Raw genomic sequence first — 13,180 nt, 5'->3', positions numbered from 1 at the left:
CCCCCCTTCCCTTCCCGCATCTGAGAGTCGCGACATGAAAGACGTACTGCAGCGCTACAGCACAGCGCTCTGGAGCCTGCTGGTCCTGGTGGTGTTCATGGCGGTCTGGGAATACGTTCCCGGCCTGCTGGGCGTGCCGGAATTCGTGCTGCCGCCCTTCTCGCGCGTGTGGGAAGAAGCGGTCCGCATCTGGGGCACCGAGCGCCTGCTCTGGCACGCCGGCATCACCGGCGCGGAGGTCGTCATCGGCTTCATCCTGGGCTCGCTGCTGGGCGCGCTGATCGGTTACGCCCTGGGCCTCTCGCCCAAGGTGGAGGCCGTGCTCTCGCCCTACCTGCTCGCCCTGCAGATCGCGCCCAAGGTCGCGTTCGCGCCGCTGTTCGTGATGTGGCTGGGCTACACCATGTACCCCAAGATCCTGGTCGCGATCCTGATCGTGTTCTTCCCGGTGCTCATCAACGTGCTCTCGGCCATGCGCACCATGGACCACGACCTGATCAACCTCGCGCGCTCCTTCTCCGCCACCCGGCTGCAGGTGTTCCGCATGGTCGAGTTCCCGACCACGCTGCCGCCCCTGTTCTCGGGCCTGCGCATCGCCAGCACGCTGGCCGTCATCGGCGTGGTCGTCGGCGAACTCGTGGGCGGCAACATGGGCCTGGGCTACATGCTGGTGTTCTTCGAAGGCCAGGGCAACACCGCCGGGGTGTTCGTGGTCATCGGCGCGCTCACCGTGATCGGCATCGTCGCCTACTACGCCGTGGTGATCGCCGAGAAGCGCGTGCTTCACTACCTGCCCAGCGCCGAACGGCGCGTGGCCTGAGGAACACCATGGCACAGGAAATCCAACTCGACAACCGCCGCGTGCTCGTCACCGGCGCCGCGCGCGGCCTGGGCGCGAGCTTCGCCCAGTCGCTGGTGCAGGCCGGTGCGCGCGTCGTCATCAGCGACGTGCTGCACGAGGCCGGCCAACAACTCGCCAAGGACCTCGGCCCGAACGCGCACTACGTGCCGCTGGACCTGCTCGACGCGGCCAGCGTGCGCGCCGGCGTGGACGCCGCCGCGCAATGGCTGGGCGGCCTCGACGGCCTGATCAACAACGCGGCCATCACCAACTCCGGCGGCAAGGGCATGGGCGAACTCAGCCCCGAGACCTGGGACCTGGTGATGGACGTGAATGTGCGCGGCACCTGGCTCGTCACCGCCGCCGCGCGCCCGCACCTGGCCGCCGCCGGTGGTGGCCGCGTGGTCAACATCGCCTCCGACACCGCGCTCTGGGGCGCGCCCCGCCTGCTGGCCTACGTGGCGAGCAAGGGCGCGGTGATCGCCATGACCCGTTCGCTGGCGCGCGAGATGGGCGAGGACGGCACCACCGTCAACGCCATCGCCCCCGGCCTCACGCTGGTCGAAGCCACCGCCTACGTGCCGCAGGAGCGGCACGAGCACTACCTCAAGGGCCGCGCGATCCAGCGGCCGCAGATCCCCGAAGACGTCAACGCCGCCGCCCTGTTCCTGCTGACACAGGCCAGCGGCTTCATTACCGGTCAGCTGCTGCCCGTCAACGGCGGCTTCACGATGAACTGAAAAGGAGAAAACGCATGAGCACAGCCACCATCACCAAACCCGCAGCGGCCAACGCGCCCGTGTTCAACGAACGCGGCCTGATGGACGCGAACATTCCGTCCGAGGCCGAGACGCAGCGCGTGATGATGCGCCAGGAAGGCCAGAGCTTCGCGCAGTGGATGGAGAGCCGCGTGGCGCGCAGGAGCACGCGCAGCTACGACTGGGACGCGCTGAAGTTCCAGGCCGACTACGACCCCAAGTACCGCCGCGCGCAGATGCGCTACGTGGGCACCGGCGGCACCGGCGTGAACAAGGACACCAACACCGTGCCCGCCGCGCACTTCACCTTCTCCACCATGGTGATCCCGGCCGGCAACATCGGCCCTTCGCACATCCACTACGACGTGGAAGAGATCTTCTTCGTCATGCGCGGCGCGATGAAGGTGGTCTGCGAGAAGGACGGCGAGCGCTGGGAAACCATCGTCGGCGAGCGCGACCTGATCTCGGTGCCGCCCGGCGTGTACCGCGAAGAGCACAACGTGGGCGACGAAGACGCGCTGATGTGCGTGATGCTGGGTTCGCCCAAGCCCATCACCCCCACCTACCCGCCCGACAGCCCGCTCGCAAAAATCAAGCGTTGAGCCCCGCGACGCCCACCGCCATGACGCCTCTTCAAGCCCTCGCCCAACACCCGCTGCGCAGCGCCACGCTGCCCGGTGGCGCGCGCCTGTCCTACCGCGAGGCAGGATCGGCCAAGGACGTGACGCACGTGCTGCTGCACGGCATCGGCTCGGCCTCGGGCAGCTGGGTGCGCCAGCTCGACGCCGCGGCGGGCAAGCCCCTGCGCGTGCTGGCCTGGGACGCGCCGGGCTACGGCACCAGCGACCCGGTGAAAGCCGACTGGCCGCGCGCCGACAACTACGCCGAGCGCCTCTGGGCCTGGCTCGACGCGCTGGGCGTTGCAACGCCCATCACGCTGGTGGGCCACTCCCTGGGCGCGCTCATGGCCGGCCGGGCCGCCCTGCTGGCGCCTGCGCGCGTGCAGCGCCTGGTGCTGCTCTCGCCCGCCGGCGGGTATGGCAACGCCGAGCCGGCCGTGCGCGAGCAGAAACTGCGCGACCGCCTGGCCACGCTGGAGCGCCTGGGCCCGCAAGGCATGGCGCAGGCGCGCGGCGCGGCCATGCTCTCGCCCGGCGCGGCGCCCGAGCTGGTCGAGGCCGTGCGCGAAAGCATGTCGCAGGTGATTCCCGCCGGCTACACGCAGGCCGCGCGCCTGCTCGCCCACGGCACCCTGGCGGCCGACCTGACGCAGCTGCGCCTGCCGGTGGTGGTGGCGCAGCGGCGCCGCCGACGGCATCACCACCCCCGCCTCCTGCCAGGCCGTGGCCCAGGCCGCCGGCGTGGCATGGAATGATCTGGGTTCTGCGGGCCACGCGTGCCCGCTGGAAGCCCCCGGCGCGGTGAACGCCCTGCTGGGTCTCAACTGAACAAGGAGAAGACCATCGCCACCGAGAAAAACGACGACCGCTACACCGTGCCCGCGCTCATGCGCGGCCTGCAGCTGCTGATGCTGTTCAACCGCGACGAGCGCGAACTCACCGGTGCCGAAATCTCGCGCCGGCTCGAACTGCCGCGCGCCTCGGTGTTCCGCATGCTGCAGACGCTGGAGCAAGGCGGCTTCGTCGAGCGCGTGGGCGACGGCGCCTACTATAAGCTCGGCCTGTCCGTGCTGCGCCTGGGCTTCGAGTTCCTGGCCTCCATGGAACTCACCGAGCACGGCCGCCCCATCATCGAGGCGCTGCGCGACCAGTGCGGCTACTCGGCCCATGTGGTGGTGCGCGACGCGCGCGACGTGGTCTTCATCGCCAAGGTCGCCGGGCGCAGCGCCCTGTTCCATTCCATCCAGGTCGGCGCGCGCCTGCCGGCCCACGCCACCGTGCTGGGCCGCCTGCTGCTCAGCGACCTCGACCTGCACGCCCTGCGCCAGCTCTACCCCGAACCCGAGCTGCCGAAGTACACCCCCCGCACGCCGGCCACGGTCGAGCAGCTCAAGCAGCTGATCGACCAGGACCGCGCCAACGGCTACGGCGTGAGCCAGGGCGGATTCGAATCCGGCATCTCGACCATCGCCGCACCGGTCTTCAACGACCGGGGCGAGGTCTCGGCGGCCATCAGCATCACCGTGCCGGCGCAGCAGGTGCAGCCCGGCGAACTCGAAGTTCTCGTCAACCAGGTGCGCGAGGCCGCGGCCCAGCTCACCGAACGCATCAGCCACCTGCCCAACCGCGGTGGCTGGCAAACCAAACCGACCGAAAAGAAAGTCGCATGAGCCCATCTCACCAACGCATCACCGTGGGGGAACTCGCCGCCCGCTTCCTGGAGCAGTGCGGCGTGCGCGCCGCCTTCGGCGTGATCTCCATCCACAACATGCCCATCCTCGACGCGTTCCACACGCGCCAGAAGATCCGTTTCGTCTCGGCGCGCGGCGAGGCAGGTGCGTGCAACATGGCCGACGCCTATGCCCGCGTGAGCGGCACGCTGGGCGTGTGCGTCACCAGCACCGGCACCGGCTGCGGCAACGCGGCGGGCGCGATGGTCGAGGCCATCACCGCCGGCACGCCGCTGCTGCACCTCACCGGCCAGATCGAGTCCCCCTTCCTGGACCGCGACCTGGGCTACATCCACGAGCACCCGGCCCAGCTGGCCATGCTCAAGGCGGTGGGCAAAGACGCCTTCCGCATCCGCAACCCCGAGACCGCCCTGCGCAGCGCTGCGCGAGGCCGTGCGCCTGGCGCAGACGCCGCCCTGTGGCCCGGTGAGCATCGAGATCCCGATCGACGTGCAGAAGATGAAGCTGGACCTGCCGGCCGATCTCTCGCCGCTGGCCGTGCCACCCGTGCAGCCCAACCTGGCCGCCGTGGACCTGCTCGCCGAGCGCCTGCTCAGCGCCAAGCGCCCCCTGCTGTGGCTGGGCGGCGGCGCGCGCGGCGCCAGCGCCGCCGCGATGCGGCTGGTGAACATGGGCTGGGCCGTGGTGTCCTCCGTGCAGGGCCGCGGCATCGTGCCCGAAGACCACCCCGCCACGCTGGGCTCCTACAACCTGCAGAAGCCGGCCGAAGAGTTCTACGAAACCGTGGACGCCTTCCTCTCCGTGGGCACGCGCCTGCGCAGCAACGAGACGCTGAACTACAAGCTCAAGCTGCCGGCCACGCGCTACCGCATCGACGCCAACCCCCTCACCGACGGCCGCGGCTACAGCAGCGAACTGTTCGTGCACGGCGACGCCGAGATCACGCTCAACGCGCTGGCCGACCGGCTCGAAGGCCGCATGCGGATCGACCCGAAGCTGGCGACCGATGTGAAGCGCGCGCGCGCCGAAGCCGCCTCGCTGGTGGACGGCACGCTGGGCCAGTACGCCAAGCTCAAGAACACGCTGGCCGAGGTGGTCGGCAAGAAACTCTGGTGGGTGCGCGACATCACGCTCTCCAACAGCATGTGGGGCAACCGCGCCCCGGTGCTGGACCACCCGCGCGCCGGCGTGCACGCCCTGGGCGGCGGCATCGGCCAGGGCCTGGCCGATGGGCGTGGGCGCGGCCGTGGCCGATGCCGAACACGCGCTGGGCCGCCGCACCATCTCGCTCTGCGGCGACGGCGGCTTCATGCTCAACGTGGGCGAACTCGCCTGCGCCGCGCAGGAGAAGGCCAACGTGGTCTTCATCGTCATGAACGACCAGCGCTACGGCGTCATCAAGAACATCCAGGACGACATCTACGGCAGCCGCCACGCCTACGTGGAACTGCACACGCCCGACTTCGCTCAGCTCTGCGCCAGCCTGCAGGTGCCTCACCACAAGCTGGCCGACCCGGCCGCCGCCAAGGACACGCTGCAGAAAGCCCTGGCCCACGCCAGCGGCCCGGTGGTGGTGGAAGTGGACATGAACGCCTGGGGCCCGTTCGCCGTGAAGTTCGCCGGCCCCCCGAAGAAGAAGGAAGAAACATGAGCGACGCGCAGGGCCGTTCCCAAGCAAGCTCGCACCGCAGTGCGCAGCACGAAGGTTCTGGCATTCATTTTCAGCAGGTCACGCTGATCGGTTACGGCGCCATCGGCCGCACGCTCTTCGCGCGCATGGCCGGCCACCCCACGGTGCGCATCACGCACGTGGTGCTGTCCGAGAGCCACGTCGCCGACGCGCAAGCCGCGCTCGGCACGGCCGCGACCGTGTGCACCGAGGTGCCGCCCGAGACCGCTCTGCTGCTGGAATGCGCGGGCCACGCCGCCATCGGCAGCCACGTGCTGCCCGCGCTGGAGCGCGGCATCGAATGCGCCGTGCTGTCCATCGGCGCGCTGTCCGAAGACGGCCTGCCCGAGAAGCTGGCCGAGGCCGCGCAGCGCGGCGGCACGCGGGTGCACCTGCTGGCCGGCGCCATCGGTGGCATCGACGCCATCGCCTCGGCCCGCCTGGCCGGCCTGGACAGCGTCACCTACACCGGCCGCAAGCCGCCCGAAGGCTGGCGCGGCACCCCCCGCCGAACAGGTGGCGGACCTGGGCACGATCACCGAGCCCACCGTCATCCTCGAAGCCACGGCGCGCGAAGCCGCCCACCTGTACCCGAAGAACGCCAACGTGGCCGCCACCGTCTCGCTCGCCGGCCTGGGGCTGGACGCGACCCGCGTGCGCCTGATCGCCGACCCGACCGTGACCGAGAACATCCACGAGGTCGACGTGCGCGGCGCCTTCGGCGAGATGCGCATCACCATGCGCGGCAAGCCCCTGCCCGACAACCCCAAGACCTCGGCGCTGACCGTGTTGTCCGCCCTGCGTTTCCTGCACAACCGCACTTCCTCCGTGACGATATGAAGCCCACCCCCGCGCCGCGCTTGCAGCGCGTCACCCCCTCAAGGGGGCGGCGTCTGGGACCGGCGTAGCCGGATCCGCGACGCCTCTGGATCAACAGCCTTTCGCGCCGACAAAAGAGACATTCCATGACCGACAAACTTCAAAGCTACTTCGCAGGCCAATGGCGCGACGCCTCGGGCCCGGAATACACCACCGAATACCCGCACGACGGCAGCACCGTCGCCCGCCTGCACGCGGCCACCGCCGCCGACGTGGACGAGGCCGTGCAGACGGCCGAACGCGCCCGCCTGCAGCCTTCCTGGGCCAGGCTCAAGCACCACGAACGCGCCGGCATCCTCTACCGCATCGCCAACGGCATCCGCGAGCGCGGCGAAGAGCTCGCCCAGCTCCAGCGCCTGGACAACGGCAAGCCCATCAAGGAATGCCGCGCCCTGGTCGCCAGCGCCGCCGGCACCTTCCAGTTCTTCGGCGCCGCCGCCGAGACCTGGGAAGACACCATCACCCCCTCGCGCGGCGACTACCTCAGCATGAGCGTCAACGAACCCCTGGGTGTCGTGGGCGCCATCACGCCCTGGAACTCCCCCATCGCCAGCGAGGCCCAGAAGCTCGCCCCGGCTCTCGCCGCCGGCTGCGCCATGGTCTTCAAACCGGCCGAGATCACCCCGCGCATGGCCCTGGAGCTGGCGAAGATCGCCGAGCAGGCCGGCGTGCCCGCCGGCATCATCAGCGTGCTGCCGGGCAAGGGCAGCATCGTGGGCGACGCCCTGGTCAAGCACCCGCTGATCAAGCGCATCGCCTTCACCGGCGGCACCACCGTGGGCATGGGCATCCAGCGCCTGGCGGCCGAGAAGCTCATGCCGACCTCGCTGGAGCTGGGCGGCAAGTCCCCCACCATCGTCATGCCCGACGCGGACCTGGACCACGCCGTGGCCGGCGTGCTCTACGGCATCTTCAGTTCCTCGGGCGAGTCCTGCATCGCCGGCTCGCGCGCCTTCGTGCACGAGAGCGTCTACGACGAGTTCAAGGCCCGCCTGCTCGAAGGCGTGAAGAAGCTGCGCGTGGGCGACCCATCCAGGGAAGAGACGCAGATGGGCCCGCTGGTGAACCTGGGCCACCGCGCCTCGGTGGAGAAGTACGTGCAGCTGGGCCGCGACGAAGGCGGCACGGTGCTGTGCGGCGGCGAGCGGCCCACGGGCAGCTTCTACGACGGCGGCAGCTACTACCTGCCCACCATCTTCGAAGGCCTGCCCAACAGCGCGCGCATGTGCCAGGAAGAGATCTTCGGCCCGGTGCTGGCCTTGCTGCCGTGGAAGGACGAGGACGACCTGATCGCGCAGTGCAACGACAACATGTTCGGCCTGGCCTCGGGCATCTGGACGCGCGACTTCAAGAGCGCCTGGCGCATCGGGCGCGCGCTGCAGACCGGCACCGTGTGGATCAACACCTACAAGGTCTTCTCCATCAGCACGCCGTTCACCGGCGTGAAGATGAGCGGCTACGGCCAGGAGAAGGGCCGCCTGGGCATCCTCGAATACACCAGCCAGAAGAGCTTCTACTGGGGCTTGAACGAATCGCCCATGCCCTGGGCGACCAGCTGATTTTCTTTTTCCAACCTTGCAACCTTCTCTCGACATGACAAGCCGCCGCACCCTTCTCGCCCTCGCCTCGCTGTTCGCCCTCATGGGAACCGCGCAAGCCCAGACCGCCGCCGAGAAACAGCTGGCCTCCGACAAGTTCACCCTGGTCGCGCCCTTCCCCGCCGGTGGCGCCATCGATGCGCTGGCGCGCCTGCTGGCCGACGGCCTGGCCAAGCGCTACGACCAGACGGCCATCGTGGAAAACGCCCCCGGTGGTGCCGGCACCATCGGCATGGGCAAGATCAAGCGCGCCAAGGCCGACGGCCACAACCTGCTGGTGATCCCCGCCGGTAACCTCACCATCAACCCCACGCTGATGCCGAAGTTCCCCTTCGACGTGCAGAAGGACTTCGTGGCCGTCACCATGCTGGCCACCACGCCCAACGTGCTGGTGACCCACCCCAAGAGCGGCTTCAAGAACGTGGCCGACGTGATCAAGGCGGCCAAGGCCAAGCCCGGCACGCTGTTCTACGCCTCGACCGGCATCGGCAGCGGTCTGCACATCGCGGGTGAACTGTTCAAGGACCAGGCCGACATCGACATCCAGCACGTGGCCTACAAGGGCTCCACGCCGGCCATCAACGACCTGATGGCGGGCACGGTGCCGCTGATGTTCGGCAACCTGCCCACCATGCTGCCGCACCTGGAAAGCGGCCGCCTCGTGGCGCTGGGCCTGACCGATCGCGCGCGCACGCCCAACGCGCCCGACATCCCCACCCTGGCCGAACAAGGCGTGCCCGGCGTGGTGGTGCCCTCGTGGTACGGCCTGCTCGCGCCCGCGGGCACGCCGGCCAACGTGGTCGATCAACTCGCCAAAGACATGGTCGAGATCCTGGCGCAACCGCACGTGCGCGAGACGCTCAAGGCCCAGGGCATGACCGAGTGGACGATGAAACCCGCCGCCTTCGATGCGCACATCCGCACCGAAACGGCCAACTGGGCCAAAGTCATCAAGCAACGCAACATCACGATGGAATGACACCATGACCAACCGCCGCACCCTTCTTGCCGTCACCTCGCTGCTCGCCTTGCTGGGCACCACCACCGCCCACGCACAGACGGCCGCCGAGAAACAACTGGCCGCCGACAAATTCACGCTCGTCGCACCCTTCCCCGCCGGCGGCCCCATCGACACGCTGGCCCGCGTGCTGGCCGATGGCCTGGGCAAGCGCTACGGCCAGGTGGCCGTGGTCGACAACGCCCCCGGCGCGGCCGGCAACATCGGCATGGAGCGCGTCAAGCGCGCCAAACCCGATCGCCAGCACGCTGCTGGTGATCCCGGCCGGCAACCTCACGGTCAACCCCACGCTGATGCCGAAGTTCCCCTTCGACATCCAGAAGGACTTCGTGCCCGTTGGCAGTGCTGGCCAAGACGCCCAACGTGCTGGTGACGAACCCGGCCACGGGCATCAAGAGCGTGGCCGATCTCATCGCGCGGGCCAAGGCCAAGCCCGACTCGCTCGCCTACGCTTCGCCCGGCGTGGGCAGCGGCCTGCACCTCGCGGGCGAGCTGTTCAAGTCGCAGGCCAACGTGGACATCCTGCACATCGCCTACAAAGGCACGCCGCCCGCCATCAACGACGTGATCGGCGGCACCGTGCCCCTGATGTTCAGCAACCTGCCCACCGTGCTGCCGCACATCCGCAGCGGCAAGCTGGTCGCCCTGGCCGTGACCGACAGCGCGCGCACGCCCACGGCGCCCGAGATTCCGACGCTGACCGAACTGGGTGTGCCGGGCGTGGTGGTGCCGTCCTGGTACGGCCTGCTGGCGCCCGCCGGCACGCCGGCCGACGTGGTGGCGCAACTCGCGCGCGATGCGACCACCATCCTGGCCGAGCCTGCCGTGCGCGAGCGCCTGCAAGGCCAGGGCCTGAGCGCCTGGGACATCCAGACCTCCGCGTTCGACGCCCACATCCGCGACGAAACCGCGCGCTGGGCCAAGGTCATCAAGGCACGCAACATCACGATGGAGTGAAGGTCATGAGCGCAGCGCAGGGCCGCTCCCAAGCAAGCTCGCACCGCAGCCCGCAGGGCGAAGGTACGCCAGTGCACGCCTGCGCCAATGTGTTGATCACCATCGTGTTGAAACACCACGCCGGCCTCACGCTGGACGACGTGCAGGCGAAGCTCAAGGCCAGCGAATGGTGGGAGCGCTTCCCGGTGGAAGGCACGCGCGTGGTGTCGTGGACCGTTGCCATGGGCCTGGGCCAGATCGTCACGCTCGAAGTGCCACCGCACCTGCTGGGCCGCGTCAACCTCGAACTGGAGCGCTCCGCCTGGGGCGTCTTCCAGACCGAGTGCTACCCCACCTACGACTTCGTGCCGGTGCGCGAACGCATCAAGGAACGCGTGCGCGCCGGAGGCCAGTGATGACGACCGTCGCGCACAAGATCCAGAGCCCGCAGGTGCCCGACCTGCCCACCGCGAGCTGGACCAACGGCTACCGCATCGGCCAGGAGGTGGTGGTCTCGGGCATGACCGGCCATCCCGCCACGCGCCAGGCCGCCGAGCGCGGCGAAGCGCTGGGCGCCTACGAGCAGGCCATCGTCGTGCTCAAGAAGCTCGAAGCCCTGGTGACGGCCGCGGGCGGCCACCGGCACAACCTCATCAAGACCGTGGTCTACCTGACCGACATCGCCGACAAGGACGAGGTCGGCCGCGCCCGGCGCGATTTTTTTGGCGAGCACACGCCGTGCTCGACCCTGTTGGCCGTGAAGGCCCTCGTGTTCCCGGAGCTGCGCGTGGAGATCGACGCCTGGGCCCGGCTCGACGTGGACCTTCGCGAAGCCCAACCCCTTCTCTCTACTGAAAGCTGAACCACCATGGACCTGGGTATTGCCGGCAAGAAAGCGCTCGTGTGCGGCGCGAGTTCGGGGCTGGGCTATGCCTGCGCCGAGGCGCTGGTGAAAGACGGCGTGCACGTGGTGATCGCCGCGCGCACCGAAGGCCCGCTGCGCGAGGCCGCGCAACGCCTGGCCGCGCACGGCGCGGGCCAGGTGGACTGGGTCGCCGCCGATGTGACGACCGACGAAGGCCGCGCGCGCATCTTCGCCGCGCACCCCGATTTCGACATCCTCGTCACCAACGCGGGCGGCCCGCCGCCCGGCGACTTCCGCACCTGGGACCGCGAGACCTGGCACCGCGCGATCGACGCCAACATGCTCGCGCCGATCGAACTCATCAAGGCCACCGTGGACGGCATGATGGCGCGCGGCTTCGGCCGCATCATCAACCTCACCTCCAGCGCCGTGAAATCGCCGCTGGACGGCCTGGGCCTGTCCACCGGCGCGCGCAGCGGCCTCACCGGCTTCGTCTCGGGCCTGGCGCGCACCACCGTGGCGCGCGGCGTGACCATCAACAACCTGCTGCCCGGCACCTTCGACACCGCGCGCCTGGAAAGCAACTTCGCCGCCCAAGCCAAGCGCGAAGGCAAGACCGTGGACGAGGTGCGCACCGCGCGCCTGGCCAAGCACCCGGCCCACCGCATCGGCCAGCCCAGCGAACTCGGCCACACCTGTGCCTACCTGTGCAGCGTGCACGCGGGCTACATCAACGGCCAGAACATCCTGCTCGACGGCGGATCGTTCACCGGCGTGTTCTGAACAGGCACCCGACGGCCCCGCTTTCTCTGTTTCGGTTTCAGTTTTCCCTGCCAGCCCACCCCACTAGGAGACATCGAACATGACCGCCCGCCGCCCCCTGCTGCTCACCGCGCTCGCAGCAGCCGCCGCCCTCGCCCTGCCCACCGGCAGCGCGCTGGCGCAGACCTACCCCAGCAAGCTCATCACCCTCGTCGTGTCCTTCCCGCCCGGCGGCGACACCGACGCGCTGGCGCGCACCTTCGCCGAGAAGCTGCAGGCCCGCGTCGGCCAGACCGTGGTGGTGGAGAACAAGACCGGCGCCAGCGGTACCATCGGCAACGCCTTCGTGGCCAAGGCCGCGCCCGATGGCTACACGCTGCTGTTCACGCCCAACACCTTCGCCACCGCCCCGCTGGTGCTCAAGCCCGGCACCGGTGCCGTGTACAACCCGCTCACCGACTTCACGCCCATCCTGCTGGCCGGCACGCAACAGCTGTTCCTCGTCACCCACGCCGGCTCGGGCCTGAACACCGTGAAAGACGTGGTGGCCGCGGCCAAGAGCGGCAAGGTCACCAACTACGCCAGCCCCGGCAGCGGCTCGCCCATGCACATCCTGGGCGAGATGTTCAACCGCTCGGCCGGCGTGAAGCTCACCCAGGTGCCCTACCGGGGCAGCGGCCCGGCCATCGTCGACCTCGTGGCAGGCCACATTCCCATGATGTACACCACGCTCGGCCCGGTGGCGCAGTACATCGCCCAGGGCAAGCTGGTCAACGTGGCGGTGGCCGACCCGCAGCGCTCGCCGCTCGCGCCCAACGTGCCCACCCTGGCCGAGGCCGGCGTGAAAGACGCCGAAGTCGGCGCCTGGCAAGGCTTCATGGGGCCCAAAGGCATGCCCGCCGACGTGGTGCGCACGCTCAACGGCCACCTCAACGAAATCCTCAAGATGCCCGACGTGATCGCGCGCATGAACACCATGGCGCTGATTCCGGCCGGTGGCGACCCGGCGGCGCTGGCCAAGATCAACCAGTACCACAACGAACGCTACGGCAAGGTGATCCGGGAGACCGGCATCATGGCCGACTGAGCGAGGCGCGCGCAGCGATGAAGGAAGTCATCGACGTCGGCCTGCCGCCGTTCAAGCAGCCGTTCTCGTGGATGGTGCGCGCCGGCGGCGTGCTCTACACCGCCCACGGCCCGGTGCGCGAAGACGGCAGCGTGGACACCACCGGCAGCATCGAACAGCAGGCCCGCCTGACCTTCAGCAACCTGCAGCGCGCGGTGGAACGCGCGGGCAAGACCATGGACGACGTGGCGCAGGTGCTGATCTACATGACCGACGTGGCCGACATGGCCGCCATCGACGCCGTGTACCGCGAGTTCTTCCGCGCGCCCTGGCCCAACCGCTCCAGCGCCGGGGTGGCGCTGGTGGTGCCGGGGATGAAGATCGAGATCGTGGCCTACGTGGCCTGAGGGGCACCGCGCCGGCCTTCAGCGGGCCGAACAGCGGAAGGGGACAATGGCGTCCCCACCGCCGTTCCCT

At 69.4% G+C, this 13,180-nt stretch carries 11 protein-coding genes and 6 pseudogenes; all 17 read left to right on the top strand.

Features of this window, described 5'->3' with window-relative positions; all coding sequences use genetic code 11:
• The first annotated feature begins 34 nt into the window (after positions 1-34).
• The 17 genes and pseudogenes from ACFJGX_RS13585 to ACFJGX_RS13505 all read left to right on the top strand — a co-directional run bounded on the left by ACFJGX_RS13585 (position 35) and on the right by ACFJGX_RS13505 (position 13,110).
• Positions 35-820: an ABC transporter permease gene (locus ACFJGX_RS13585; protein ID WP_382156637.1), complete on the top strand. Its 786-nt coding sequence runs from the start codon at positions 35-37 to the stop codon at positions 818-820.
• A gap of 8 nt (positions 821-828) precedes the next feature.
• Positions 829-1,581 carry an SDR family oxidoreductase gene (locus tag ACFJGX_RS13580; protein ID WP_382320681.1) on the top strand — a complete coding sequence of 251 codons (753 nt, stop codon included), beginning with the start codon at positions 829-831 and terminating at the stop codon, positions 1,579-1,581.
• A gap of 122 nt (positions 1,582-1,703) precedes the next feature.
• Positions 1,704-2,201 carry a cupin domain-containing protein gene (locus ACFJGX_RS13575; protein WP_382163926.1) on the top strand — a complete coding sequence of 166 codons (498 nt, stop codon included), beginning with the start codon at positions 1,704-1,706 and terminating at the stop codon, positions 2,199-2,201.
• A 20-nt stretch (positions 2,202-2,221) separates the two neighbouring features.
• Positions 2,222-3,047, top strand: a pseudogene (locus tag ACFJGX_RS13570) (alpha/beta fold hydrolase).
• Positions 2,996-3,889, top strand: a complete 894-nt coding sequence (locus tag ACFJGX_RS13565; protein ID WP_382328569.1) for an IclR family transcriptional regulator — start codon at positions 2,996-2,998, stop codon at positions 3,887-3,889. Before ACFJGX_RS13570 ends, ACFJGX_RS13565 begins: the two are co-directional and overlap by 52 nt.
• A pseudogene (locus tag ACFJGX_RS13560) lies at positions 3,886-4,185 on the top strand (thiamine pyrophosphate-binding protein); the annotation flags it as partial. The gene ACFJGX_RS13565 and the pseudogene ACFJGX_RS13560, both read left to right, overlap by 4 nt.
• A gap of 223 nt (positions 4,186-4,408) precedes the next feature.
• A pseudogene (locus ACFJGX_RS13555) lies at positions 4,409-4,807 on the top strand (hypothetical protein); the annotation flags it as partial.
• Positions 4,808-5,114: 307 nt separating this feature from the next.
• Positions 5,115-5,561: pseudogene (locus ACFJGX_RS13550) on the top strand (thiamine pyrophosphate-dependent enzyme); the annotation flags it as partial.
• A gap of 125 nt (positions 5,562-5,686) precedes the next feature.
• Positions 5,687-6,419: pseudogene (locus tag ACFJGX_RS13545) on the top strand (aspartate dehydrogenase).
• Positions 6,420-6,544: 125 nt separating this feature from the next.
• Positions 6,545-8,017: an aldehyde dehydrogenase gene (locus tag ACFJGX_RS13540; protein WP_382320689.1), complete on the top strand. Its 1,473-nt coding sequence runs from the start codon at positions 6,545-6,547 to the stop codon at positions 8,015-8,017.
• A gap of 34 nt (positions 8,018-8,051) precedes the next feature.
• Positions 8,052-9,035 carry a Bug family tripartite tricarboxylate transporter substrate binding protein gene (locus tag ACFJGX_RS13535; RefSeq protein WP_382156625.1) on the top strand — a complete coding sequence of 328 codons (984 nt, stop codon included), beginning with the start codon at positions 8,052-8,054 and terminating at the stop codon, positions 9,033-9,035.
• Between the two features lie 4 nt (positions 9,036-9,039).
• Positions 9,040-10,031 (top strand): annotated as a pseudogene (locus ACFJGX_RS13530) (Bug family tripartite tricarboxylate transporter substrate binding protein).
• 5 nt (positions 10,032-10,036) lie between these two features.
• Positions 10,037-10,426, top strand: coding sequence for a hypothetical protein (locus ACFJGX_RS13525; protein ID WP_382320691.1), 390 nt, complete (start codon positions 10,037-10,039; stop codon positions 10,424-10,426).
• Positions 10,426-10,872, top strand: a complete 447-nt coding sequence (locus ACFJGX_RS13520; protein ID WP_382320694.1) for a RidA family protein — start codon at positions 10,426-10,428, stop codon at positions 10,870-10,872. Before ACFJGX_RS13525 ends, ACFJGX_RS13520 begins: the two co-directional genes overlap by 1 nt.
• A gap of 6 nt (positions 10,873-10,878) precedes the next feature.
• On the top strand, positions 10,879-11,658 hold the full coding sequence (locus tag ACFJGX_RS13515; protein ID WP_382156617.1) for an SDR family oxidoreductase: 780 nt from the start codon (positions 10,879-10,881) through the stop codon (positions 11,656-11,658).
• 79 nt (positions 11,659-11,737) lie between these two features.
• Entirely contained in the window at positions 11,738-12,724 is a 987-nt protein-coding gene (locus ACFJGX_RS13510; protein WP_382320696.1) for a Bug family tripartite tricarboxylate transporter substrate binding protein, read from the top strand.
• A 17-nt stretch (positions 12,725-12,741) separates the two neighbouring features.
• Complete coding sequence (locus tag ACFJGX_RS13505) at positions 12,742-13,110, top strand: RidA family protein (protein WP_382156613.1); 369 nt, start codon at positions 12,742-12,744, stop codon at positions 13,108-13,110.
• Positions 13,111-13,180 lie beyond the last annotated feature (70 nt).

Source organism: Hydrogenophaga sp. UC242_50 (assembly GCF_042697355.1).
GTDB lineage: Bacteria > Pseudomonadota > Gammaproteobacteria > Burkholderiales > Burkholderiaceae_C > Hydrogenophaga.
Note: the sequence above shows the minus strand (reverse complement) of the source record. Positions and strands in the feature narration are given on the sequence as shown.